Source organism: Nonomuraea sp. NPDC049378, assembly GCF_055586745.1.
This window is the reverse complement of sequence record NZ_JBVJHP010000010.1, coordinates 62,122-87,051: the sequence shown is the minus strand read 5'-3', so window position 1 is coordinate 87,051 and position 24,930 is coordinate 62,122. Positions and strand designations below refer to the sequence as shown.

The following is a 24,930-nucleotide window of genomic DNA, read 5'->3' as shown; positions in this document are numbered from 1 at the left end:
TGCGTCAGGGGGTGGTGAGATCGAAGCGGCTCACGGTGACCGCGCCGCCGAGGGACCGGGTTGCGTAGTTGAAGATCCCGAAGCGGTAACCCATGAAGAACTGCCAGGCGTTGTTCAACGTGAAGGCCGGGCCGAGGCTGACGAAGGTGCTGCCGTCGGTGCTGTAGGAGAAGCGGGCCTGCCTGCCCGAACCGGGCCGGACGTCCGCGTTGACCCGCAACCAGATCCGGCCGCCCGAGACGTTCGCGCTCGCCGCCTCGGTCCCGGTGCCGGTGGTCTGCCACGAGCTGTTCATGGTCAGCCCGTTCGTCATCACGACCCGGTTGACGCCGTTGTCGCGTTTGACGCCGATCCAGGCCGACTGGTCGCGCAGCATGGCAAGCCCGGCGCGGTCGCCGTCGGCCATCCGCGAGTAGTCGAGCTCGATCGTCGCCGTCGATGACGGGCCCTGGATGCGGTGGGTCAGGGTGTTACGGGCGTTGTAGAGGTCGTTCGTCACGGTCGCGGTCTGCAGGCGCAGGCCGTCGCCGGTGGAGAAGCGGCTCGTGTCGGGGTTGTGGTTCCACTCCCAGCGGTGCCCGAGGCTGCCCGAGGTGAAGGTGTCGGGTCCGATCATGGAGGCCACGGTCCGGCTGGTCTGGATGTCCGGCTTCGGGTAGGTGACACCCCAGCCGCCGTTGACGGTCTGCACGGTCGGCCAGTCGTTGGTCCAGGTGATCGGCGCGAGTGCGGGGACGCGGCCCCCGGGGTAGGCGTCGACGAACGACATGTAGTACCAGGCGCCGTTCTGGGTCTGGACGAGCCCGCCCTGGTGCGGCACGCCGCCTCCGGAGATGGGGCCGGGCATGTCGAGCAGGACCTGCCGCATCTCGTACGGGCCCCACGGCGAGGTGGAGCGGAGCACGTACTGGCCGTTGGCGGGGCGGGTCAGCCAGATGTAGTAGTAGCCGCCCCGCTTGTAGAAGCGGGCGCCCTCCAGCGTGCCGACGCTGCTCGGAGTCTGGAACACCTGCTGGGCGCGCACCTGGCTGAGCCCGTCGGCCGAGAGCTGGGCGACGCTGATGGTGCCGTTGCCGTAGGCGACGTACATCGTGTCGTCGCTGTCGACCAGCAGGCCCGCGTCGTAGTAGCAGTTGTTGATCTGCGAGCGCTTGGTCCACGTGCCGTCCACGGCGGAGGCGGTGTAGACGTAGGTCCTGTTGAACTCGACGCAGCCGATCCAGTAGTAGGTGCTGTTGCTGGGCCGGTAGTTGAGCGTCGAGGCCCAGATGCCCTTCACGTACGCCCGGCCGCCGTTGAGGTCGTAGGCGCCCGAGCCGAAGTCGAGCCTCGGCACCGAATGGCCGGCGTACTCCCAGTCGACCAGGTTGTAGGAGCGCAGGATCGGCGCGCCCGGCGAGTAGTGCATCGTCGAGGCCGAGTAGTAGTAGGCGTCGCCGACCCGGATGATGTCGCCGTCGGCGAAGTCCTGCCAGACGACCGGGTTGGTGTAGGTGCCGCCGGGATCAGGGTCGCCGCCGTCGTCGACCCGGACGAGCTGCCATTGCTGGTTGGCGCCGCCCCAGTCGTCGTACTGGACGATGTTGGCGCCGTCGGCGGTGGAGGCGTTCTGCACTTCGAGTGCCTTGTTGCTGTGGCGGGAGATGAACCGCACGTGGCCGTCGGAGCTGTCGGCCAGGCGCCACTGCTGGTTGTTGCCGTTGTGGTCGCTCCACTGGACGATGGCGCCGCCGTTGGCGGTGGAGAAGTTGTAGACGTCGAGGACCTTGCCGGAGTGGCGGGACTTGATGCGGTAGTAGCCGCCGCCGGAGTCGACGAACTGCCACTGCTGCTGGTTGCCGTTGTTGCGGGACCACTGGGTGATGCGGGCGCCGTCGTTGGTGGCGAGGTTGTAGACGTCGAGGGCCTTGCCGCTGTTGCGGTTGACCAGGACGTACCACGCGTTGGTGTCGACCGTCGCCGCTGACGCCTGGGGTGTGAGGAGCACGCCCACGAGAAGCAGCGACGAGAGGACCGCGAGGACGCGTCTCACAGGAACCTCCAGAGGTTGGTGTTCGAGCCGTTGTCGTCGGCGAGCACGACCTGCGCGCCCTGGGAGGTGCCGGCGAGGCCGAGCACCCGGCCGCCGTTGGCGCACTGGATCCGGAAGGCGGCCGCCGACCCGTGGCGCAGCCGCCAGCGATGGTCGGCGGTGCCGCTGTCGGCCCACTGCAGGACACGCGACCCCGAGGCGGTGCCCATGTTCTCCACACCCAGCACCTTCTGGCTGTTGGAATTGCGCAGCCGCAGGTAGCCGCCGGTGTCGACGATCGCCGTCCACAGGTGGTCGGCGGTGCCGGTGTCGCCCCACTGGATGACGAGCGCGCCGTCGGCCATGGACATGCCGGTGACGCCGAGCACCATCCCGGTGCCCACGTTCTGCACGCGCCGCGCGCCGTTGGGCACGAACCGCCACTGGTTGTCCGCGCTCCCGTCGTCGGAGTCCTGGACCGCCTGGGCGCCGTTGGCGGTCGATCCGTTCTGGATGCCGAGCAGCTTGGAGCTGTGGACGTTGCGGATCTTGACGGAGCCGTCGCCGACGTCCGAGATCGTCCAGCGGTGGTCGGCGGTGCCGGTGTCACCCCACTGGAGCACCCGGGCGTTGTCGGCGGTGGACATGTTCTCGACGCCGAGCACCTTGTCGCTGTGCGCGTTGCGCAATCGCAGGGCGTTGCCGTCGACGACCGGAACCCAGTCGTGGTCGGCGGTGCCGTTGTCCGTCCACTGGAGGGCCAGGCCGCCGTCGGCGGTGGACATGTCCTGGATGCCGAGGGCCAGCCCGCTGGCCGCGTTGAGCAGCCGGAAGGTGGCCTCGCCGGTGTCGCCCTGACCACCGGTGTTCCAGTAGACGACGTAGTTGTGGTCATGGGCGTCGTAGAACGGCCCCAGCCGCACCGGCGCCCCATCGGCGGTGGCCGTGAAGGCCAGGGACGAGGTGCTGGTCCGGCTGATCGACGAGGGGGTCAGGGCGGGAGCCGCCGACAGGCTGCTGTTGCCGTAGTCGCCTGACAACACGACCGGGCCGTAGGTGACGGCCTGCACGTTCGGATCGTCGTTGGCGGCCTTCATGACCACGCGCATGGGCAGCCGCACGGTCACGGTGTCGCCCGGCGTCCACGATCGGGTGAGATCGGCGTACGCGCCGGGGGTGACGGAGATGTCCTGCTGCACGCCGTTGACGCTGATGGTGGGGCCCTGGGTCCAGGCCGGGATGCGGATGCGCATCGTCCACGATCCGCCCGCGTCACCGGTGACCCGCAGCGACGTGGTGTCGCTGACCGGATAGGAGGTGGTCTGCGTGACCGTGATGCCGCGTTGGCTCCAGTCGAGCGTGGAGGGCGCGAACAGGTTCACGAACAGCGTGCTGCCGTTGTGGAAGTAGATCGAGTCCATCAGCTTGGTGTTGGTCTCGATCCCGGTGCCCTGGCAGCACCAGAAGGAGTTGTAGTCCGTGCTCCACGTGCCGCCGCCCCAGGCCGGGCCGACGCCGCGGCGTCCGCCCGGGTTGAGCGGAGTGAAATAGGTGACGTGGCCGCGTGCGTCGGCCGGATCCTGCTGCCCGATCAGGTGGTTGAGCAGGGCGTTCTCGTAATAGTCGAAGTAGTCGGCCCGGGTCGGCGACAGCAGCCACAACTCCCGGGTCAGCTTGAGCATGTTGTAGGTGTTGCACGCCTCGCCGGTGTCCCTGGTCAGGTGGGCGGCGATCGCGTCGGGGGCGCGGAAGTGCTCGGCCTGGCTGTTGGCGCCGTTCGCGTACGTGTGCGCGCTGACAGTGATGGACCAGGCGTTGGCGGCGATGTCGCGGTAACGGGTGGAGCCCGTCGCCTTGTACTCCCGGGCCGCCCCGATCCACTTGGGCACCTGGGTGTTGGCGTGCAACCCGTTGAGCCGGTCCTGGTTCGCGGCCAGCGGGTTGAACACGGCCGCGTGGTCGAACCGCTGGGCCGTGGCCAGCCAGCGGGAGTCGCCGGTCATCTGGTACACGTCCGTCAGCACGGCGTTCATGCCGCCGAACTCGGTGCCGAGCATGGCCTGCATCTGGCTCGAGCTCAGCCGCGACGTGCGGGTGTCCACCCAGCCGGCCAGGCTCAGCAGCACGGTCCTGGCCTGGGTGTCGCCGATCAGGCGCCACACGTCCAGCAGCCCGGCCAGGGTCTTGTGGATGCAGTAGTAGGGCACGTTGCCGTTGGTCAGGGTGCGGTTCTCCACGGCGGTGATGTCGGACTCGGGGAAGCCGGACAGGTAGCCGCTGGTGAACCCGGCGGCGCCGTTGTTGGCCTGGCATCTGGCCAGTTCGGCGACCATGTGCTCGGCCTTGTCCCGGCAGGTGGTGTCGCCGAGCACGGCGTAGGCCTGCGCCCACGCCGTCAGGAAATGGCCCTGCATGTGGGACCGGAACGGGAAGCTGGGCGCGTCCCAGCCCCCGTTGGCCGTCGCGCCGTTGGTGGACAGGCGGTGGTTGGCCCGGAAGACGTACAGCAGCCGGTCGACATCGACGAAGCGCAGGTAGTTCAGGGTGCGGTTCTGGTTGTCCAGCAGGCGGCCCGAGGTCAGCCGGACCTGGCCGAGGTCGAACGCGTAGGCCGAGACGCCGATGTCGGATCTGGCCCACGGGAGTGCGGCCAGGGCGGGGGAGGCGCCGGCTACCTGGCCGGCGACCGAGAGCGCGGTGGTCGCGCCTGCGGCCTGTAAGAGCTGACGGCGGCTCAAGGACATGGGGCTCCTTGGAGGTGGGGGGTGGCCGGCCGCCGCCGGCCACGTTTGTTAGCGTTAACATTCCTTCGCGGAAGGCGGTGGACGGATCGTTGAGCACGTTGTCGCGGAGTACAGCCGACGGTCCGGCACGGCGTCAACGAGGGGTGTGCCTCGCCGGCCTGGGCGATGCCATGAAGCCCCTTCCCGCCTGCGGTTTCGTGCTGCACCTGCCGGTGAAAGTTTCACCGGCTCCACCGGCTGTCGCCACGGTAAGTTGCGGCGAACGCCGGTTAACTTGCCGCCTCGGGATGCTGAACGTTGTCGAGCCGCACCCGCCGCTTCGGCCGGGTGCGGCTCAGCCTTCCCCGGCCTCCCCACCGGGGCTGAAGAAGGGTCGCACCAGTGGTGCGGTCAGCAGATGGAGCCGGCCTGGGTCAGCAGGCGCCTGGGCGACGGGCTGGTGCGGCTCACGCGCTGCCCGCGTTGTAGGTCCACTTCTGGTTGCTGCTGCCTGAGCAACTGGACAACTGCAACTGCGCGCCGTTGCCGGAGCCGTTGGCGTTCAGGCACAACCCGGACTGCACGCCCACGATCGTGCCGTCGGAGTTGACGCGCCACTTCTGGTTGTCGCCGCCCCAGCAGGAGTAGATCTGGATCCTGGCGCCGCTGCCCGAGCCGCCCGCGTCCAGGCACTTGCCGCCGGACGTCAGCTCTCCGGACGAGGTCTGCGTCCACTGCTGGTTGCTCTGGCCGTGGCAGTCCCACAGTTGTACCGAGGTGCCGTCGGTGGTGCTGCCGTTGGGCACGTCCACGCAGCGCCCGGAGGCCGTGCCCCGGATCTGCCCCTCGTCGCCCCCGCCGGGAGGCGGTGTCGTGTCGCCGCCGTTGAGCGCGTTGAGCACCGCGGTGTAGGCGGCCTTCTTGTTGCCGTTGCCGTCGAAGAGCAGCGCGGAGGCGCTGGCGCCCAGCCAGGAGTCGCTGTCGCGAACCCCCCAGACCGAGATGCCGGTACAACGCGGCACCGCCAGGCAGTCGTTGACGACGTTGGCGTACGTGGTGGCCGAGCCGCCCTGGATGTCCAGCTCGGTGATCTGCACGTCGACCCCCAGCGCCGCGAAGCTCTGGATGGTCGTGCGGTAGTTGCTGTTGTACGGGCTGTTGCTGTTGAAGTGCGACTGCAGGCCGACGCAGTCGATCGGCACGCCGCGTGACTTGAAGTCGCGGACCATGTTGTAGACGCCCTGCGTCTTGGCCCAGTTCCAGTTGTCGATGTTGTAGTCGTTGTAGCACAGCTTGGCGTTCGGGTCGGCGGCGCGCGCGGTGCGGAAGGCCACCTCGATCCAGTCGTTGCCGGTGCGCTGGAGGTTGGAGTCACGCCGCCCGCCGGAGTTGCCGTCGGCGTAGGCCTCGTTGACCACGTCCCAGGCGTAGATCTTGCCCTTGTAGTGGTTCATGACGCCGTTGATGTGGTCGATCATCGCCTGGCGCAGCGAGCCGCCCTCCATCTGCCGCATCCAGTTCGGCTGCTGGTTGTGCCAGGCCAGGGTGTGCCCGCGCACCCGCTTGCCGTTCTGCACGGCCCAGTTGTAGACGCGGTCGCCCTGGCTGAAGTTGAACTGGCCCCGGTTGGGCTCGGTGGCGTCGATCTTCATCTCGTTCTCGGCCGTCACCATGTCGAACTCGCGGCCGGCGATCGAGGTGTACTGGGAGTCGCCGAGCTTGCCCGAGGCGATGGCGGTGCCGAAGTAGCGGCCGCTCTGCGCTGCCGCCGCGCCGAGCGTGCTCTCCGCCGCGCTGGCGGGAATCGCCGTCGTCAGGGCTGTGACCAGGCCGATCGCGCCGAGTGCGCCGGTGATCAGTGCCCGGCGGCGCGCGCCGGGCGACCGTCGGGCGGGGGGTGGGGACATGGCGTTGACACGCATGCTTGAGCCTCCATAAGCGAACCATGGGGAAGGATCCCCCGGGACCCGCGCCGCGCCCCGGTGGGGACGCACACCACAGGCGTCGGGACGGCGTCCCCCTGCTCAGCGCCACCGACCTGGTCAGGGAGATCACCTTGGGCACTCAGTGTGGGAAGCGCACCGAAAATTGTCAAGAATCTAGTGAAATGTTTCGGAGCATCTGCCTCGTCAGTGCCGGTCGTCCTGGCTCGACGCGTGGCGCGCGGCCTCGATGCTTTCGGCCGGACGCGCCTGGGTGGGGCTCGGCTGAAAGTTTCATGGCGACGCTCTCGCTGCTGGGCGGCGCTCGGGCCCGATCGATCGAGGTGAGTGCGCTGGAGCGTTGCGTCCGCCGGCCAACTGCACGTTAAGAAGCTCTTGACAGTAGCTTTCCGTCTCGTATTTGCTCCGTTGCGCCACCACATCCCACGGCCCTGGAGGGAGCTCGACCGGACAACGGTTTGTTAGCGCTAACAGCGAAGAGGCGTACCCATGACCTGACCGCCGCGCCTCGCACAAATGCCCGCCCGACTTCGGAAGGTGACCATGAAAGTCGCATCCCCCCTTCGGTTCGGCGTCATGGCGAGGCGCTGCGCGATGGTGATCGTGGCGCTGCTCTGCGTCGTGGCGGCGATTCCGGGCACGGCCAGGGCGGACAACCCGATCGTCCAGACGATCTACACCGCCGACCCCGCTCCGCTGGTGCACAACGGCCGCGTCTACCTCTACACGGGACACGACGAGGACGGCTCGACGTGGTTCACCATGAAGGAGTGGCGGGTCTGGTCGTCCGCGGACATGGTGAACTGGACCGACCACGGCTCGCCGATGAGCGTGGCCACCTTCAGCTGGGCGAGCGCGGACGCGTGGGCGGGCCAGGCCGTATACAGAAACGGCAAGTTCTACTGGTACGTCCCCGTGAAGGACCGGGCGAGCGGCCAGATGGCCATCGGCGTCGGGGTCTCCACCAGCCCCACCGGGCCCTTCACGGATGCCCTAGGCCGCCCCCTCGTCAGGAACGGCGAGATCGACCCCAGCGTCTTCATCGACGACGACGGGCAGGCCTACCTGTACTGGGGCAACCCCAACCTCTGGTACGTCAAGCTCAACGCCGACATGATCTCGTACTCCGGCAGCCCCACCCAGATCCCGCTCACCACCGCGGGCTTCGGCACCCGCACCGGCGACAGCAACCGTCCCACCCTGTACGAAGAGGGCCCCTGGGTCTACAAGCGCAACGGCCTCTACTACAACGTCTTCGCAGCGAGATGTTGCTCGGAGTTCGTCGCCTATTCGACGGCGCCCGGCCCCACCGGCCCGTGGACCTACCGCGGGACCGTCATGCCCACCCAGGGCAGCAGCTTCACCAACCACCCCGGCGTCATCGACTTCAAGGGCGGATCGTACTTCTTCTACCACAACGGCGCCCTGCCGGGCGGTGGCGGCTTCACCCGCTCGGTGGCCGTCGAGAAGTTCACCTACAACGCCGACGGAAGCATCCCCACGATCTCCATGACCACGGCCGGAGCTCCCCAGGTGGGCACGGTGAACCCCTACGCCCGCCAGGAGGCCGAGACGATCGCCTGGGCGTCCGGCGTGGAGACCGAACCCGCCGGCGAGGGCGGCATGAACGTCGGGTGGATCGAGAACGGGGACCACATCAAGGTCAAGGGCGTAGCCTTCGGCTCCGGCGCGACGTCCTTCAGCGCGCGGGTGGCATCGGCGACCAGCGGTGGCCGCATGGAGCTCCGCCTGGACGGCGCCAACGGCACGCTGGTGGGGACGTGCACCGTCCCGGGCACCGGCGGCTGGCAGGCGTGGACGACGGTCACCTGCCCGGTGAACGGCGCGACGGGCACCCGCGACCTGTACTTCAGGTACACCGGCGGCAGCGGCTACCTGTTCAACGTCAACTGGTGGCAGTTCACCGGCGGCTCCTCCGGCAACGACGCCTCGCCCCAGTAGCACCGAGCCTGCCGATGCTCCCGCCATGGCTCCTCCATCCACACGCATCGCCATCCGGACCAAGAACGGAGTGACGTGATGTCAGGACGCGGCTCCCTTTTCACCACCATCGCGGTCGCCGCCGCGGCGCTTCTCGTACTGGCGACGGGCGGCGCGGCGATGAGCAGCGACGCCGGCACAGCCGCGGCGCCCGCAGGCGCCCTCGCGACGACCGACGGATGCGGCAAGACCCCGACGCTGAGCAGCGGCACGCACTCGATCCAGACCAGCGGCAGGAACCGCTCGTTCATCCTCCGGCTGCCCGACGGCTACGACAACGCCACCCCCTACCGGTTGATCTTCGGCTTCCACTGGCTGGGCGGCACCGCCGCCGACGTCGACTCCGGCGGAGCCAGCGGATACCCCTGGTCCTTCTACGGCCTCAGGCAGCTGTCGGGCAACGGTGCGATCTTCGTCGCGCCCCAGGGCTTCAACAACGGCTGGGCGAACAACAACGGTGAGGACGTCACCTTCGTCGACGACCTGATCCGGCTCATCGAGGGGGACCTCTGCGTCGACACCTCGCAGCGCTTCGCGACCGGTTTCAGCTACGGCGGGGGCATGAGCTTCTCTCTCGCGTGCTCGCGGCCGGAGGTCTTCCGGGCGGTCGCGGTCTTCTCCGGCGCGCAGCTCAGCGGGTGCAGCGGCGGAACCCAGCCCGTCGCGTACATGGGGTTGCACGGCCTCGGAGACACCGTGCTCGGCATCGCGCAGGGACGGGCGCTGCGCGACAGGTTCGTCCGGAACAACGGCTGTACCGCGCAGAACCCGCCCGAGCCGAGTTCGGGCAGCCGCGGCCACATCGTCACCGCCTACTCCGGGTGCCGGGCCGGTTATCCGGTCGTCTGGGCCGCGTTCGACAACGGCCACACCCCCGCCCCGGTGGACGGCACCTACACCGACAACGGCGTCACGACCTGGACCAAGGCGGAGGTGTGGAAATTCTTCTCCCAGTTCGGGAGCTCCTCGTCGCCGACCCCCGCACCCGGTGGATGCACGGCCACGATGGAGACCGTCAACTCCTGGGGCGGCGGCTTCCAGTCCACCGTGACCGTCCGCGCCGGCGGCAGCGCCGTCAACGGCTGGACGGTCGGCTGGACCTGGCCGGGCGGGCAGACGATCAGCAGCCTGTGGAACGGCGTCCGCTCCGGCTCAGGAACCGGCGTGACCGTACGCAACGAGGCCTACAACGGCTCGATCGCCCCCAACGGCACCACCACGTTCGGCTTCACCGCGGGCGGCTCCCCGGCCACGCCCGCCCTTTCCTGCGACGCCTCCTGACCCGGCGCCGCGGGCACGCAGGTCAACCGGCCGACGGAGCCAGGCTCCGTCGGCCGGTCCCGCGACCGGCCCTCGGCCGCCGCCTCGCGCGCCCGTGACGTGGACGAATGGCGCGCGTTGACGTCGCGGCCCGGTCGTGCGGGGTCAAGGGCCGGAGGGCGGGCCGGCGCCGTGATCGGTCCCGGTCAGCAGGCGTCGTCCGGCGTGCTCGGGCCGGACGTTGGGGGTGCCGGCCGCCATGGCGTCGCCGGGCCGGCGGGCGAGCGAGGCGATGGTGTCCTCGTCGATCGTGACGCCCAGTCCAGCGGAGGAGCCGAGGATGAACGCGCCGTCCTCGACGGTCAGATCGAGGGACACCCCGAGCGGTGGCCGCAGGTCCTGCAGCTCGCTGACCAGGTGGTTCGGCACCGACGTCGCGGCGTGCAGCAGCCCGGCCGGAGTGGTGCCGATCGGGCTGACCGGCAGGTCGTGGGCGTGCGCCAGAGCGGATACGCGCAGGAAATGGGTGACTCCCCAGACAGCGGCGGTCTGGACGATGTCGACGGCCCCCGCCGCCAGCAGGGGCCGGTACTGATCGAGCCCGGTGAGGTTCTCGCCCGTGGCGATCGAGGCGCGGATCCCGCGGCCGACGGTGGCGAGACCTTCGGCGTCCCACCGCCGGACCGGCTCTTCGATCCACACCAGGTCCAGGGTGCGTTCCAGCTCGCAGACGTGCCGGACCGCCTGCTTCCGGGTCCAGGACTCGTTGACGTCGAGCATCAGACCCGGCCGCGATCCGTGCGCGGCCTCGGCCAGGACCTCTCGTACGAGGGCGAGGCGGCGCCGGTCACGTTCGAGGTCGAGGCCGCCCTTGAGCTTGGCCGCCCGCAGTCCGTGCCGGGCGTACTCCTGGTAGAGGGAGGCGAGTTCGTCGTCGGTCTGGCTGATGTCCAGGCCGGAGGCGTAGGCGGGGACCCGCCTGTCGCGACCGCCCAGCAGACGCCAGAGCGGCTCGCCGGCGGCCTGCGCCTTGATGTCCCACAGAGCGGTGTCGAGCGCGCCGATGGTCCCGAACACGGCGCCCGCGTGACCGGCCTTGAACGTCTGCCGCAGCATGCGGTCGTAGAGCGCCGTCACGCCGCGCGGATCCTCTCCCTCGATGGCGGCGAAGACGGTGTCGAGGTGGGCGTGCGGCCCGAGACCGACGCCGGTGATGCCTTCGTCGGTGTCCACCAGGATGATCGGCACCGGCACGATCCCGTCGGTGTGGACGCCGTTGGCGTCGCCGACGGTGCGGCCCCATTCATGCACTGTCGTCAGCGTCCGATACCCCGAGATGCGCATGTCAGCCCTTCGTGGAACCGGCGGTGACACCGTCGGCGATCTGGCGTTGCAGGAAGAGATAGATCAACAGGACCGGTACCGCGGCGATCAGAACTCCCGAGGCGAATTGGGGGATGTTGTCCGAGTACTGGCCGCGTAACGCGGTGACCCCGACCATGAGGGTGCGATGCTCCGGGGACGGCGTCATCAGCAGGGAGATGAGCACGTCGTTCCAGCAGAACAGAGCGTCGAGGATGCCGACCGACAGCAGGGCCGGAGCGCCGAGCGGGATCATGATGCGCCGGTAGACGCCGTAGGTGGAGTTCCCGTCGATCTTCGCGGCGTGGATGATCTCCACGGGGATGGTCCGGTAGTGGCTGGTCATCAGGAAGACGGTGAAGGGGAGGAACTGCGCGACGTAGGTCAGGATCAGTCCGGGGTAGGTGTCGATGAGGCCCCCGGCCGCCATGACCCGGGTCAGCGGCACCATGATCACCTGGAACGGGACGAACAACGCCGCCAGGCAGCCGAGGAACAACACCGAGGAGCCGCGGAAACGCAACTGGGCCAGTGCGAAGCCGGCCATCGACCCGAAGAGCAGCAGCAGGACGACCGCGGCCGTCACCACGAAGAGCGAGTTGGCGAAGTAGCGCGCCATGCCGACGCTGTTCCACGCCGCGGCGATGTTCTCCAGGTGCGGGGAGCTCGCCGGGGAGAACCGGTCGAAGATGTACTCCCGCCGGGTCTTCATGGCGACGTTGGTGGTGAACACGAGGGGATAGACGGTCGCCAGCGCGAGGAGCGCCATCGGGACGGCGGCCAGCCACCTGCCCAGGCGCCTGCCGCGCATCAGTCCTCCCTCCCCGCCCGGCGCAGCACCGCCACCTGAAGGATTCCGACCACGAGCATGATGAGGAACAACACCGTCGATGCGGCCGAGGCGAGTGCCGGCCGGTTCATCTGTCCCTGCTGGATCCAGACGTAGAACTCCGGCAGGTACGTCGAACCTTCCGGTCCGCCGCTGGTCATCACGTACAGCAGGCCGAACATCGAGGTCAGCATTCCGATCATGGTGGTCACGAAGACGAACTGGATGGTGCGCGACAGGCCCGGGACGATGACGTGCCAGATGGTCTGGGGAAGCGACGCGCCGTCCATGCGGGCGGCGTCCAGGAGCGCGGCGTCCAGAGTGGAGAAGCCGGCGAGGAAGACCACCAGGGCCATCCCGAACGTCGCCCAGACGTGCACGCCGATGACCGTGAACATGGCCAGGTCCGGGTCGCCGAGCCAGTCGACGGGGCCGAGGCCGATCTGTCCCAGGGCGGTGTTCAACGGGCCGTCGAAGCCGAGCATCAGGTTGAAGATCGCACCGACGATCACCGGCGAGAGCACGGCGGGGAAGAAGTAGACGCCGCGGAAGAGCCGATGCCCGGGCACCCGCAGATAGATGAACGTCGCCAGCAGGCCGGGGATCGCCACCGCGACGGGAAGCAGGAGCACCAGCAGTCCGACATTGCCCAGCGCGGTGCGGAACAACGGGTCGTTCAGCAGTTCGGCGTAGTTGTCGAAGCCGACGGCCATCCCGTTGCGCTCGCCGTCTCCGGTGAAGGAGAAGTTGACGCCCAGCACCAGCGGCCACAACCGCAGGGCCACGATGATCAGTACGGCTGGAGCCACCAGGACGAAGGGCGCGAAACGCTCGGCCCGCGCCCCGGGGGGACCTCCGATCGGCACGCGATCAACTCGCCTTGTCCGAGGCGGCCAGTTGCTTCACCGCGTCGTCGACGCTCGCGGACCCGCTCAGAAGCTGCTGGGACAGCCTGCCCATCAGCTCCAGGGTCTTGCTGGACAGCGCGACGTGCAGGGCGGGCTTGCCGGTCTTGATCTGGGGCACGATCGCCGCCACGGCGGGAGCGCCCTGCGACACGTCGATCGTGGTGTCGGAGGTGATCGCGCCGGCGCCGGTGTAGAAGGCGGCCAGAGCGTCGGTCGAGGTCAGCGATCGCACCAGGTCGGCTGCCAGTTCGGGATCCTTGGCCGACTTGGCGACCGCGTAGCCGATGCCGCCGTCGTAGGGAAGGACGGGCGTGGCCTCGCCGGTGACCACCGGGGCCGTCATGACGCCGACCTGACCGGCGCCCAGGAACTCGCCGAAGTCCTTCCAGTGCCCGACATCCGACATCAGCCCGATGATGGTGGCGGCCTTACTGGTGTTGAAGAGGGCGAAGGCGTCGTTGAACAGCGCGGTGGAGTTGGGCCCTTCGTTGTTCAGGCCGTCGTCGTTGACCTTCTTCCACAGCTTGAAGATCTCCTTCACGTGGGGAGAGGTCCAGTCGCGCTTCCCCGCGATCCAGTCGTCGTACTCCTCGGGCGTCAGGATTCCCGGCCCGAGGCCCGACATGAAGAACTGGATCCCGAAGCCTTCCTTGTTGCCGAGGGCGAGGCACCTGGCGCCGGCCGCCTTCTTGATGGCCGCGCAGCCGCTGACGAACTCGTTCCACGTCTTCGGCGGATCCGCGGGGTCCAGCCCGGCCTTCTGGTAGATCGTCTTGTTGTAGTAGATCGGGTGGCCCTGCAACGTCACCGGGGCGGCATAGACCTTGCCGTCCTTGCTGAAGGCGTCCCAGCCGGCCAGTCGCTGCCTGTCGTCGGCCACGTACCGGTCCAGCGGCAGCAGCGTGTCCACCCGGTCGCGGATCTGCCCGCCGCCGTTGAACAGCATGACGTCGGGGCCCTTCCCCGACTGGGTGGCCGCCCCGAGGAGCGTGTAGTACTGGTCGAACGGCTGGGCCACGAACTCGACGGTGACGTCGGGATGTTTCCTGGCGAAATCGGCCTTGGCCTTCTCCAGGTAGGAGGCCACGCCGGGTTCGCCGGATTTCCAGTCCCACACCACGATCGTGCTCGCGGTGTCCCCGGAGGAGGGCTGCGTCGGTGCGGCGCTCCCGCAGCCGGTCACGGCCAGGCCTGTGACGAGGACGGCCGACCATAGTCTTCGCTGCTTCATGGGTGTTGCCTCTCCAGAACGCGGCCGGCGTCCTCGGCCGTCTGCCACGGAAACGTAACTCGTATGATGTATGACGTCAACAGGGTTGCCATATACTGGCGCCGGTCGAGGCACTGGAGGGGCTATGACGGCATCGCGGGAATCGACCGGCAGCGACGCCGTCCCGCCCGCATGGGTCCGGCGGCCGGCCAGCCTCGCCAAGGCGGTGACGGCGGAGCTCGTCGAGCGCATCGTCCGAGGCGTGCACCCGTCCGGCACGCCCCTTCCCCCCGAGCCCGTGTTGTGCGAGACCTTCTCGGTGAGCCGGACCGTCGTGCGCGAGGCCGTGAAGATCCTCCAGGAGAAGGGGCTCGTCCAGGTCCGCCAGGGCGCGGGCACCATGGTCACCCCGCCCACGATGTGGGACATGCTCGACGAGCTCGTGCTCGCCGCGACCATCGACATGGACGAGAGCCTGGGCATCCTCGACGACCTCGTCGTCACCCGCCGGCTGCTCGAGTCCGACATGGCCCACCTCGCCGCCCGCGTGGCAGGCGAGGAGACCGTCGAGCAGCTGCGCGCGCTCGTGGACCGGATGGACGACCTCGTGGACGACCACGTCACCTACGCCGACCACGACCGAGCCTTCCACGACGTGATCATGCAGGCGTCCGGCAACCGCATCGCCCGGGGCGTGGTGCGAGCGCTGGAGAGCCAGGTGATCAACACCGCCCGCTACATGGGCAAGCCGGAGCGCGCTCTGTGCGTGGCGTCCAACCAGGGCCATCGCCGGATCTACGAGCGCATCGCCGCCCACGACCCCGACGGCGCCGCCGAAGCGATGTTCACGCACATCACCGAGGCCTGGCTCGTCCGGCGCAACGCGCCGAGCGCCCCAGTGCGCCTGCAACGCTAGCGCCCGGCCGCCGTCCTCGACTGCCGCAGCGACATCACCGCCCAGGGCGCGAGCTCGACGTCGACGTTCAGCACGCCGTCGTCGGGCACGGTCAGCGTGAACCTGCCGAGCGAGCCGGCGACCCGACCGCGATCGCCGCGGCCATAGAGCTCGGCGTCTCCGTCCCCGGCGAGCTGTCGGTCACCGGGTTCGACGACACGCCGCAGGCCCAGTGGACCACGCCCCGGCTCACGCCCGTCCGGCAGCCCCTGCTCGGCATGGGCCGGATGGCCGTCGAGACCGTCTTCGGCATGGCGGGCGGTGTCCAGCCCGCCTCCCGGCACCTCCAGCTGGCGACGACCCTCAGCATTCACGACTCGACGGGGCCTGTCTCTCCGCTCGCTTAGCCCCAGGTCGGCAGGGGCACCGGCCGCCCTGGCCGGACCAGGGCGGCGCCACGCCCGGTCCAGCCCGCACGATCCGGTCAACGTTATACCTGATGAACGGCCGTCCGAAAAGGTCTTGTTTCTGCAATCGTGATCGCTTACCGTGACGCTGCAAACGTAACCGATAACGATTGCAACTGGTGAGGGCGGCATGGCCGAGGGTGGCGCACCGGTGACGATGAGCGATGTCGCACGATCGGCGGGCGTCTCCACCGCCACCGTGTCGCGGGTGGTCAACGGGCGTTACGGCGTCAGCGCGAGAACGATCGCGCAGGTCCGTTCGGCCATCGAGCAGCTCGGCTACGAGTCGAGCCTGGTGGCGACGAGCCTGCGGCGCAGCCGTACGAACGTCCTGGGGCTGGTGACCCACAGCTTCCAGTCCTACACGGCCGAGGTGCTCAAGGGCGTGATGGACGAGCTGAGCCAGTCGGGCTTCGACCTGATCATCTACGCCAACAGCGACCTTTACGGGTCCTATTCCGAGGGCTGGGAGCAGCGGCATCTGGCCCGCCTGGCGGGCACGCTCACGGACGGCTCCATCGTGGTCACGCCCTCGGGCGAGGTGCGGAGCGGCACTCCGGTCGTGGTCATCGATCCGGCGGTGGGCTCGACGGCGCCGTCGGTGACGGCCGACAACTTCGCCGGTGCCACCGCGGTGGCCGGGCATCTCCTCGGCCTGGGGCATCGGCGGATCGCCTTCATCGCCGGCCGCTCCAGCCTGGCCTCCGCGGTGGCGCGCGAGGAGGGCTACCGGAGGGCGCTGACCGACGCAGGCATCCCCGTCGATCCGGAGCTGATCGCGAGAGGGGACTTCACTCCCGAGTCGGCGGCGCCGCTCGCGCGGGCGCTGCTGGACAGGCAGGACCGCCCGACGGCGATCTTCGCGGCGAACGACGGCATGGCGCTGAAAACCCTGGAGGTCGCAAGAGACCTGGGGCTCGACGTTCCCGGCGACCTGTCGGTGGCCGGCTTCGACAACATCCCGGACTCCGCGCTGGCCGAGCCGGGGCTGACCACGGTGGACCAGTCGATGTACCTGCTCGGGAACGAGGCCGCGCGCATGTTGAAGTCGCTGGTGCGCGGCGATTGGGAGGGCCCCGGCCAGATCGTGCTCCCGACCCGCCTGGTGGTGCGCGGCTCGACCGCGGCGCCGAGTACTGCGTGAGAACGTGACGCCACCCACAGGTGCGGCGTCTCAGCACACCTGAACGTTCGCGGCAACGAACGGCAGGTGGGCAAGTCGAACCCCTACGGACGGAGGTGTTGACAGAACCCAACACAACCATCGCTGATCTAGGCCGGCCCGCAGGTAACCATCCGTGGCCAGGCCATCAAGGGAGTTTCTGCATGCCTTTTTTACCTTATCACGGCAGGTCGCGCCCCCAGGGCGTGCGCCGGCTCACGTCGGTGATCGCCGCCGGCGTCATGGCGATCGCGGCGGTGTTGCTCGCGCCGGGGCCGGTGGCGGCGGCCGACACGCCATGGCTCACCGTCTCCGAGGACGGCTACGCGTCGTTCAGCGTCCCGGCGGCCGCCATCGAGGGCGCCGCGGGGCAGGTCGTCATCGAGGGGAACTTCGGCCCCTCTGCCGCCTGGGCGGAGTTCGGCCTGACCCGCCGGGGCGATGTCTACTCGGGGGTCCTCGGCCCGCTCAAGCCGGGCCTGTACTCCTACCAGGTCACGGCCGATGGCACCGGCCTCAAGGATCCGACGAACAGCACCAAGGTGGCGTCCAAGCCCTTCTGGAGCACCTTCTTCGTGCCGGGCGACGCGGTGCGCCCGCTGGCGGACGTGCCCGAGGGACAGGGCGGCAAGGTCGAGACCCTGACCTACCGGGCCGGGAAGCAGGAGAAGTCGGCTCTGGTGTGGACGCCGCCCGGCTACCCCGTTCCTGGCCCCAAGGCGTATCCGGTGCTGTTCCTGCAGTCCGGTGACGGTGTGAGCGCCACCGACTGGCTCGACCTCGGCCGGGCCAAGCAGATCTTCGACAATCTGTCGGCTCAGCGGGACATGGAGCCGATGGTGGTCGTGATCAGCGACGGGCACGGGTCCGCCGGCGACAAGGAGGTGAAGGATCTCCGGAAGGCGGTCGAGGACCGCTACCGCATCCACCGGGACCCCGCGCATCAGGCGATCGCCGGTGTGACCGAGGGCGGGACGCGGGCTCTGCGTGCCGCGCTGACCCGCCCGACCCATTTCGCCTACGCCGGTTCGTTCTCAGGCCTCCTGGCGGACGGCGTCGGCCGGGCGAACGCGAACACGATCAACCGCCACGTCAAGCTGCTGCGTCTGTACACGGGGAACGTGACGGATCCCGCGTACAACGCGACCAACCGCCTGACGAAGGCGCTGGACCGCGCCCACGTCACGTACGAGTTCGACGGGGTCAACCCCGACGCCGGGGCCAACTGGAACGCCTGGCAGGAGAACCTGATCGACTTCGTGCCGCGGCTGTTCCGCAAGGTGTCGGATCACGGCCCGAGCGACGGTCACGGCCGGCTGAAGGGCGAGTTCACCCCGCCGGCGCCCGGCACCACTCCGACGCCGTTCGTGGCCGAGGACGGGTTCGTCACCTTCGAGACCACCACGGACTTCCAGGACGCCCAGCAGGTCACGGTGTGGGCGAACTGGGCTCCCAACGGGAGCTGGCTGCGCATCCCGCTGTCCCGTGCGGGCGACCGCTGGCGAGCGACCGTGGGTCCGCTCGACCCGTGGTTCTACTACTACCGGCTGATGGTGGATCGGGTCGCGGTCAAGGACGCGTCGAACCCGACGAAGGTGACCTCGGAGCCGACGTGGAGCACCTTCTTCGTCCCCGGCGACAGGGCGCGCCTGCTCTCGGACGTTCCCGCCGGCAAGGGCGGCAAGGTCGAGAGCATGACGTACCGGAGCGGTGTGGCGAATGAGGACCGGACCGCGCTGGTGTGGACCCCGCCCGGCTACGACCCGGACCGCGCGGAGCCGTACCCCGTCTTCCACCTCCAGCACGGTGGCGGACAGAATTACACGGACTGGGTCGAGATGGGACGTGCGAAGCAGATCCTCGACCACCAGTTCCTCGACGGGGATCTGGTGCCGATGGTGGTCGTGATGGGCAACGGCAACGTGCCCGACTTCAACAAGGAACTGCTGGAGAACATCGTTCCGGCTGTCCGTGACCGCTACAACGTCTCCAGCGACCCGTCGCAGCAGGCCCTCGCCGGCCTCTCGATGGGAGGCGGGCAGACGTTCGGGGTGCTCAAGGCGCACCCGGGCACGTTCGCTTATGTGGCGGCGTTCTCGGCCGGCTTCGGCAGCGGCGCGGGCGTCGACGCGGAGGCGATCAACAACGGGACCACGTTGTTGCGCCTGTACGTCGGCGACCAGACCGACTTCGTGTACCCGTCGTTCACGACGTCCCTGGCCACCCTGGACGACCTCGGCATCCGCTACGAGTTCGACGGGGTCACCCCGGGGCCGCACGGTTGGGACGTGTGGCAGAAGAACCTCATCGACCTGGCGCCACGCCTGTTCAAGCGCTAGGGGGCCTTCCCGGGCGCTGTCGGACATCGATGATGTTAGCGCTCACACAAGGGCGACACGAACGGGCGGGGCACAGGTCGCGTCACCTGTGCCCCGTCCCGGTCGGTCGCTCGATCACAGCGGCAGCGCAGGAACCTCCGTGCGCTGCGATCCAGAGGGAAACATGCCAATGAAGAAGAAAACGCTCCTTGTCGCGGCAGCCATGCTCGCCGCCGCGACCGCGCTCGCCTCCTGCTCCTCCAGCGAGCAAGGAGGCGGGAACGACGCGAGCGGAAACGACGCGAGCAACTGCACGAACACGATCCCCAAGAAGGACCTTCCGGTCGTGACGATGTGGGGCTGGTATCCCAACATGCAACTCGTCGTCGACAACTTCAACAAGCAGAACGGCGAGGTGCAGGTCTGCTGGACCAACGTCGGCCAGGGCAGTGACGAGTACGACAAGTTCCAGACGTCCATCTCGGCGGGCACGGGCGCACCCGACGTGATCATGATCGAGATGGACCGGATCCCGACCTTCCAGATCCAGAACGCGCTCGTGGACATCAAGAAGTACGGCTTCGACGGCGTCAAGGCCGACTACAGCGAGGGCGCGTGGAAGGACGTCTCGGTCGGTGACGCGGTCTACGGCGTTCCGGTCGACGGCGGCCCGATGGCGATGATCTACCGCAAGGACATCTTCGACAAGTACGACATCAAGCCGCCGAAGACGTGGGCCGAGTACGAGCAGGCGGCGCAGAAGATGAAGGACGCGGGTGGCCCGCAGTTCGGTGACTTCGCCGCGAACGTGTCCGCCCTCACGATGGCGCTGCAGATCCAGAAGGGCGCCGTGCCGTTCACCTACGACCCGGCGCAGCAGAGCACGATCGGCATCGCGCTGAACGACCAGGGCTCCAAGGACGTGCTCGACTACTGGGCGGGCCTCGCGCGCAAGGGGCTGGTCGGGACGCAGGACCAGTTCACGCCCGAGTACATCTCCGGAGTGATCAACGGGAAGTACGCGACGTACATCTCGGCGGCCTGGGCGCCCGGCTACCTCACCGGCGCCGGCGTCGGCAAGGGCGAGGACACCGGCAAGTTCGCGGTGGCCCCGCTGCCGCAGTGGGATGCCGACAACCCCGTGCAGGTGAACTGGGGCGGGTCGGCCTTCTCCGTGACGAGCCAGGCGAAGAACCCCGAACTCGCGGCGAAGGTGGCGTACGGCCTCTACGCCGACAAGGAGTCGCTCACCCACGGCTGGACCAACCAGATCATCTTCCCGCTGAACCTCAAAGCGCTCAACGACCCCGAGTTCGTGAACCTGAAGGTGGACTTCTTCGACGGCCAGCAGGCGAACAAGGAGGTCTACGTCCCCGCGGCGAACGCCTACAAGGGTGTCACCTACAGCCCGTTCGGCCAGTACTACTTCGACGCCATGACCAAGCAGGTCAGCGCGCTCATCAAGGGCTCCGACACCGGCGCGCAGGCGGCCGACCGGCTGCAGGAGGACGTGGTGGGCTACGCCCAGGAACAAGGTTTCACCGTCAAGTGACGAGCAGGGTGGGCCGCGCCCGTCTTCGGCCGGCCCACCCGTGATCTGCCAGCACCGACATTCCGGAGCCCAACGTGACCATTCTGATCGAGAAGAGCACACCACCCACCCAGGAGAGGACACGCAGAACCCGCGGCACGGTTCGCCTCCGCGAGCATCTGATGGGGTGGCTCTTCGTCGGGCCATTCGGAATCGTCTTCCTCGCCCTGCTCATCGCGCCGCTCGGGTACGCGTTGTACCTCAGTCTCTTTCAGAAGAAGCTGATCGGCGGCACCAGCTTCGTCTTCCTCGACAACTACGTGAAGGCGTTCAGCGACCCGAGCTTCCTGTCGGGGTCGTGGTTCGTCATCCGCTTCTCGCTGGTCTCCATTCCGCTGCAGATCATCATCGCCCTCGCGATGGCCCTGATCCTCGATGCGGTGACCTCCCTGTTCACCCGCTTCTCCCGCCTCATGATCTTTCTCCCCTACGCGATTCCCACGGTCATCGGGGCCGTCATGTGGGGGTTCCTGTACAGCAGGAGCTTCGGGCCGTTCTCCGACATCTTCGGGTTGTTCGGCGCCACCCCGCCTGACTTCCTCAGCAGCAATCTGATCTTCTACGGTCTGGTCAACGTCGTGACCTGGCAGTGGGCCGGCTACTACATGATCATCCTGTATGCGGCGCTCCAGGGCATCGACCCGGCACTCTATGAGGCCGCCCGCATGGACGGCGCCGGCAAGTGGCAGATCGCCCTGCGGATCAAAATCCCGCTGATCGCCCCAGCGCTGATCCTGATCCTGGTCTTCTCGCTCATCGGCACCCTGCAGTTCTTCAACGAACCACAGATTCTGCGGTCGCTCGCGGCCGGCACCATCGGGCCGGACTTCACCCCCAACATGTACGCCTACCAGCAGGCGTTCTCACTCGCGAACTTCAACTACGGATCGGCGATCTCCTTCGCTCTCGGCGGGATCGTGTTCGTCGGCGTCTACGCCTTTCTGTTCTTCACCCGCAAGCGAAGGAGCTTCCTGTGACGAATGCCCCCTCCCGCGCCGGCGCCCGCCGCCGGCCACAACGCCATCTCCCCCTGCAGGTGCTCCTCGGCTTTCTGGTCGTGTACTTTCTCGTGCCGTTCTGGTGGGTCATCGTCAACAGCTCCAAAGACGCCCCCGGCCTGTTCGGCGGCGGCAACACCCTGTGGTTCGCCACCGAGATCGACTACGTCGGCAATCTCCAGCAGCTGTTCACCTACGACAACGGGATCTACGGCAGGTGGATCCTGAACTCCACGTTGTACGCCGTCGCGGGCGGGATCGGCGCCACGATCCTGGCCGTCATGGCCGGCTACGGATTCGCCAAATACCGATTCGCCGCCAGACGCTTCAGCTTCGCACTCGTGCTCGGCGCGCTGATGGTGCCCGCGACGGCCCTGGTGATTCCGACCTTCATGATGTTCTCCCAGCTCGGACTGACGAACACGATCTGGGCGGTGATCCTCCCCTCGCTTCTCAACCCCTTCGGGGTCTATCTGATGCACGTGTACGCGCGCGACGCGGTTCCCGACGAGATCCTGGACGCGGCGCGGGCCGATGGCGCGGGTGAGATACGAACGTTCCTCCAGGTCGCGTTCCCGCTGATGCGGCCTGCGGTGGTCACCGTGCTGCTCCTGTCCGCCGTGGCATCCTGGAACAACTACTTCCTGCCCCTGGCCATGCTCTCCGACAACCGCCTTTTCCCCGTCACCGTCGGACTCGGCCTCTGGCAGGGGATCGCCTCGGCGAACAACGCGGGCAGCACCTCCCTCTGGAGCCTCATCATCATGGGCGCGCTCGTGTCGGTCATCCCCCTCGTCATCGCCTTCTTCACTCTTCAACGACACTGGCGCGGAGGGCTGTCCGTCGGTGGCCTGAGATGAGCCGCGGCACATGCGCCGTCGCGTCAGGCGCGATGTGCGGCGGCAAGGCGCCCGGCCCGGGTCCGTGGACGGCGCGGATTCACCGGAGGGTCGCCTCGGCGAGGAACTGGGCGAAGCGTTGCGGCGTGCCGGCGCGGGCCAGCATCGCGCGCTGCCTGTCGGCACCCGTACCGTGAAGGACGAGGCAGCGGAGCAGGCCGGCGATCGGCTCGGGCTCGGGCAGGCGGTTCAGGACGGCATCCGCCAGATGGTGGTGCGGCGCCAGGAATCCGGTGTACGGATCGACGGCGTGCGCGGCCAGGCCGTGCCGGGCGGCGGCGCGCAGGTCGGCGGTGATCCGCCGGCCGCTGATGACCTTGACCGGCACGCCGCGTCGCTCGTCGTCGATCGCCAACGCGACCAGGGCCCGTGCCAGTCCGGCGACCAGAACGGTGTCATCGACCGTGAGGCAGACGTCCATGATGCGCACCTCCACCGTGGGGTAGCGCGGTGACAGGCGAGCGTGGAAGTAGACACCCCGCTCGTCCAGCGCATCCCCCCGGAGGATCAGGCGGCGTACGGTGGCGTCATAGGCGGCCGCGGATCGCCACACCCGGGGAGGCACCGCCGAGGGCCTGCGGGTCCACCAGGGGTAGCGACTGCTTGCCCAACCGGTGTCGCAGCCGTCGGCGATGGGAGAGTTGACGCTGAGCGCCAGCAGCGTGGCGAGGTACGGCCGCAACCGCGCCAGGACCCGCACGCCCAGTTCCCGTGAGGGCACGCCGACGTGCACATGGCACCCGCAGGTGCCGGGGCCGGCGGCCAGGAAACCGTAGCGGGCCATCAGCTGCAGGTAGCGGGGATCGGCCGTGACCGGGCACGGGCCGGGGCCAGGCTGCGGTGGTATGCCGGTGGCGACCAGATGGCAGTCCAGTTCCGCCGCCGCGCGGGCGGCCAGCCGTCGACTCCGCGCCAGCTCCTTCCCCACCTGGCCCAGATCCGTGCACACGCCGGTGACGGTCTCCAGCTGGTAGCGCAGGAATTCATGCTTGACCAGCGGCTCGCCGCCGAGCAGGGCCAGGATCGCGGGCGCCCGGTCGGCCGGACGCCCGTCGGAGCGGTCCAGCAGGACGAACTCCTCCTCCACGCCCAGAGTCAGGGTGGGGCTTCCGCCGTGCTCCGCACGGGCGGATGAGAGATCCGTTCTCATGAGCGGCCCCCTGAAGCGCAAGCCACTTCGCGGCAGATGATCACTCACGTGGTTGTCCGACCCGGCTCGGCCTCCGTCGCAGATGTGAGCCGGCACCGGTTCACTACCCTCGTCTCGAAGGCTCTTGCCCGCAGACGCCACGGTACTCACCCGGCGCCGAGGCGATTTCCCGGTTCGTGCGGCCGGGGCCGCTCAGCCGCGGCGTTCCACCGGTCCGGACGACTCGCGGATCACCAGCTCGGTGGGCAGGCGGATCGCCTCGCCCTCGCGTGGTGACCGTGCGGCGAGCTGCTCGATCAGGAGCTCCACCGCGAGCCGGCCGGCGTGCGAGCCGGGCCCGGCCAGGGTGCTCAACGAGGGATGGACGAAGTCGGCGGCGAAGATGTCGTCGAACCCGATCACGCTGACGTCGGCCGGGACGCGGACACCACGCTGGGCGAGGCGCCGGATGATGCCGATCGCCAGGAGGTCGTTGTGAGCTATGACCGCCGTCGCATCGGTGCGCAGCGCTCCGTCGGCGGCGGCCCCGCCGCCCGCGACGTTGGGGGCGTACGGACCGATCCGGTGGGCCGTCAGACCCTGCGCTCCGGCCTCGGCGCCCAGTGCCGCCCAGCGCGTCGCGCCCATCCAGGAGCTGGGAGGCCCGGCGCAGTAGGTGAGGCTCCGGTGCCCGAGCGAGGCCAGGTGCTCCAGGATCTGCTGGCAGCCGGTGACGGTGTCGAACGTCACGCTGGTCAACCCGGGCAGCTCTCGGTTGAACAGGACGATCCGGTGCAGTTTGGCGAGGTCACGCAGGACCTCGTCGCCGAGCCGGCTGGAGGCCAGCACGAACCCGTCCACGCCGGTGGCCAGGCCGCGGATCTGGTTCTCCTCGATGCGCCGGGACTCCTCGGCGTTGACGATCACCAGAGTGGCGTCGGACGCCCGCGCGCGCTGTTCGGCGCCGCGGATCAGCTCGAAGAAGTGGGGATTGGTGATGTCGGACAGCACCAGGGCGATGGTGCGGTGGCGCAGACCCGCAAGAGCGCGGTTCTGCGGCCTGTGCTGATAGCCGAGCTGCGCGGCGGCCGCGACGATCCGCTGTCGCGTCGCCTCGTTGACCCGGCCGGGGTTGTTGAACGCCCGGGAGACCGTCGACGCTGCCACGCCGGCGGCTTGCGCGACGTCGAAGATGGTGGGCTGCACGAACGCATCTAGCCACGA

The 24,930-nt window shown here is 68.7% G+C and carries 18 protein-coding genes; 9 read left to right on the top strand and 9 right to left on the bottom strand.

What is annotated here, in order from left to right:
- Positions 1-4: 4 nt before the first annotated feature.
- The 3 genes from ACZ6SA_RS22440 to ACZ6SA_RS22430 form a co-directional block, all read right to left on the bottom strand.
- The gene (locus tag ACZ6SA_RS22440; protein ID WP_465830076.1) at positions 5-2,032 is read right to left on the bottom strand and encodes a family 43 glycosylhydrolase; all 2,028 of its coding nucleotides are present in this window, start codon (positions 2,030-2,032) and stop codon (positions 5-7) included.
- Positions 2,029-4,755 (bottom strand): beta-L-arabinofuranosidase domain-containing protein, encoded by a 2,727-nt coding sequence (locus ACZ6SA_RS22435; protein ID WP_465830074.1) that lies wholly within the window; start codon positions 4,753-4,755, stop codon positions 2,029-2,031. The genes ACZ6SA_RS22440 and ACZ6SA_RS22435 overlap by 4 nt, the downstream gene beginning before the upstream one ends.
- Positions 4,756-5,201: 446 nt before the next feature.
- On the bottom strand, positions 5,202-6,656 hold the full coding sequence (locus tag ACZ6SA_RS22430) for an endo-1,4-beta-xylanase (protein WP_465830072.1): 1,455 nt from the start codon (positions 6,654-6,656) through the stop codon (positions 5,202-5,204).
- 564 nt (positions 6,657-7,220) lie between these two features.
- Here ACZ6SA_RS22430 and ACZ6SA_RS22425 point away from each other — a divergent pair.
- On the top strand, positions 7,221-8,639 hold the full coding sequence (locus ACZ6SA_RS22425) for a glycoside hydrolase family 43 protein (protein WP_347643526.1): 1,419 nt from the start codon (positions 7,221-7,223) through the stop codon (positions 8,637-8,639).
- Positions 8,640-8,717: 78 nt separating this feature from the next.
- Positions 8,718-9,959, top strand: coding sequence for a CE1 family esterase (locus tag ACZ6SA_RS22420; protein ID WP_347643527.1), 1,242 nt, complete (start codon positions 8,718-8,720; stop codon positions 9,957-9,959).
- A gap of 144 nt (positions 9,960-10,103) precedes the next feature.
- Here the strand turns inward: ACZ6SA_RS22420 and ACZ6SA_RS22415 are convergent, their stop codons facing one another.
- From ACZ6SA_RS22415 to ACZ6SA_RS22400, 4 genes are read right to left on the bottom strand one after another with little or no spacing between them, the layout of a single operon-like run.
- Positions 10,104-11,249 (bottom strand): mandelate racemase/muconate lactonizing enzyme family protein, encoded by a 1,146-nt coding sequence (locus tag ACZ6SA_RS22415; protein WP_443153918.1) that lies wholly within the window; start codon positions 11,247-11,249, stop codon positions 10,104-10,106.
- 34 nt (positions 11,250-11,283) lie between these two features.
- Positions 11,284-12,111 (bottom strand): carbohydrate ABC transporter permease, encoded by an 828-nt coding sequence (locus ACZ6SA_RS22410; protein WP_347643529.1) that lies wholly within the window; start codon positions 12,109-12,111, stop codon positions 11,284-11,286.
- Positions 12,111-12,995 carry a carbohydrate ABC transporter permease gene (locus ACZ6SA_RS22405; RefSeq protein ID WP_465830068.1) on the bottom strand — a complete coding sequence of 295 codons (885 nt, stop codon included), beginning with the start codon at positions 12,993-12,995 and terminating at the stop codon, positions 12,111-12,113. Before ACZ6SA_RS22405 ends, ACZ6SA_RS22410 begins: the two co-directional genes overlap by 1 nt.
- 4 nt (positions 12,996-12,999) lie before the next feature.
- Entirely contained in the window at positions 13,000-14,268 is a 1,269-nt protein-coding gene (locus ACZ6SA_RS22400; protein WP_465830066.1) for an ABC transporter substrate-binding protein, read from the bottom strand.
- A gap of 124 nt (positions 14,269-14,392) precedes the next feature.
- Between ACZ6SA_RS22400 and ACZ6SA_RS22395 the strand changes: the two genes are divergently transcribed.
- The 7 genes from ACZ6SA_RS22395 (at position 14,393) to ACZ6SA_RS22365 (ending at position 22,538) form a co-directional block, all read left to right on the top strand.
- On the top strand, positions 14,393-15,163 hold the full coding sequence (locus ACZ6SA_RS22395) for a FadR/GntR family transcriptional regulator (protein WP_347643532.1): 771 nt from the start codon (positions 14,393-14,395) through the stop codon (positions 15,161-15,163).
- Positions 15,112-15,549 carry a substrate-binding domain-containing protein gene (locus ACZ6SA_RS22390; protein WP_465830364.1) on the top strand — a complete coding sequence of 146 codons (438 nt, stop codon included), beginning with the start codon at positions 15,112-15,114 and terminating at the stop codon, positions 15,547-15,549. The genes ACZ6SA_RS22395 and ACZ6SA_RS22390 overlap by 52 nt, the downstream gene beginning before the upstream one ends.
- A gap of 217 nt (positions 15,550-15,766) precedes the next feature.
- Complete coding sequence (locus ACZ6SA_RS22385) at positions 15,767-16,753, top strand: LacI family DNA-binding transcriptional regulator (protein ID WP_347643831.1); 987 nt, start codon at positions 15,767-15,769, stop codon at positions 16,751-16,753.
- A 182-nt stretch (positions 16,754-16,935) separates the two neighbouring features.
- Positions 16,936-19,110: an alpha/beta hydrolase gene (locus ACZ6SA_RS22380; protein WP_465830064.1), complete on the top strand. Its 2,175-nt coding sequence runs from the start codon at positions 16,936-16,938 to the stop codon at positions 19,108-19,110.
- A gap of 169 nt (positions 19,111-19,279) precedes the next feature.
- Positions 19,280-20,641, top strand: a complete 1,362-nt coding sequence (locus ACZ6SA_RS22375; RefSeq protein ID WP_465830062.1) for an extracellular solute-binding protein — start codon at positions 19,280-19,282, stop codon at positions 20,639-20,641.
- 74 nt (positions 20,642-20,715) lie between these two features.
- Positions 20,716-21,657, top strand: a complete 942-nt coding sequence (locus ACZ6SA_RS22370) for a carbohydrate ABC transporter permease (RefSeq protein WP_347643535.1) — start codon at positions 20,716-20,718, stop codon at positions 21,655-21,657.
- Complete coding sequence (locus ACZ6SA_RS22365; protein WP_347643536.1) at positions 21,654-22,538, top strand: carbohydrate ABC transporter permease; 885 nt, start codon at positions 21,654-21,656, stop codon at positions 22,536-22,538. The genes ACZ6SA_RS22370 and ACZ6SA_RS22365 overlap by 4 nt, the downstream gene beginning before the upstream one ends.
- A gap of 79 nt (positions 22,539-22,617) precedes the next feature.
- Here the strand turns inward: ACZ6SA_RS22365 and ACZ6SA_RS22360 are convergent, their stop codons facing one another.
- On the bottom strand, positions 22,618-23,727 hold the full coding sequence (locus ACZ6SA_RS22360; RefSeq protein WP_347643537.1) for a carboxylate-amine ligase: 1,110 nt from the start codon (positions 23,725-23,727) through the stop codon (positions 22,618-22,620).
- Positions 23,728-23,919: 192 nt separating this feature from the next.
- Positions 23,920-24,912, bottom strand: a complete 993-nt coding sequence (locus ACZ6SA_RS22355; protein ID WP_347643538.1) for a LacI family DNA-binding transcriptional regulator — start codon at positions 24,910-24,912, stop codon at positions 23,920-23,922.
- Between the last annotated feature and the right edge of the window lie 18 nt (positions 24,913-24,930).

Bases quoted from the DNA above. Each gene is read 5' to 3' on its own strand.
- ACZ6SA_RS22420 (WP_347643527.1), top strand. From the start codon at position 8,718: ATGTCAGGACGCGGCTCCCTTTTCACCACCATCGCGGTCGCCGCCGCG.
- ACZ6SA_RS22380 (WP_465830064.1), top strand. From the start codon at position 16,936: ATGCCTTTTTTACCTTATCACGGCAGGTCGCGCCCCCAGGGCGTGCGC.
- ACZ6SA_RS22425 (WP_347643526.1), top strand. From the start codon at position 7,221: ATGAAAGTCGCATCCCCCCTTCGGTTCGGCGTCATGGCGAGGCGCTGC.
- ACZ6SA_RS22360 (WP_347643537.1), bottom strand. From the start codon at position 23,727: ATGAGAACGGATCTCTCATCCGCCCGTGCGGAGCACGGCGGAAGCCCC.
- ACZ6SA_RS22385 (WP_347643831.1), top strand. From the start codon at position 15,767: ATGAGCGATGTCGCACGATCGGCGGGCGTCTCCACCGCCACCGTGTCG.
- ACZ6SA_RS22410 (WP_347643529.1), bottom strand. From the start codon at position 12,111: ATGCGCGGCAGGCGCCTGGGCAGGTGGCTGGCCGCCGTCCCGATGGCG.
- ACZ6SA_RS22395 (WP_347643532.1), top strand. From the start codon at position 14,393: ATGACGGCATCGCGGGAATCGACCGGCAGCGACGCCGTCCCGCCCGCA.
- ACZ6SA_RS22400 (WP_465830066.1), bottom strand. From the start codon at position 14,268: ATGAAGCAGCGAAGACTATGGTCGGCCGTCCTCGTCACAGGCCTGGCC.
- ACZ6SA_RS22435 (WP_465830074.1), bottom strand. From the start codon at position 4,755: ATGTCCTTGAGCCGCCGTCAGCTCTTACAGGCCGCAGGCGCGACCACC.
- ACZ6SA_RS22430 (WP_465830072.1), bottom strand. From the start codon at position 6,656: ATGCGTGTCAACGCCATGTCCCCACCCCCCGCCCGACGGTCGCCCGGC.
- ACZ6SA_RS22375 (WP_465830062.1), top strand. From the start codon at position 19,280: ATGAAGAAGAAAACGCTCCTTGTCGCGGCAGCCATGCTCGCCGCCGCG.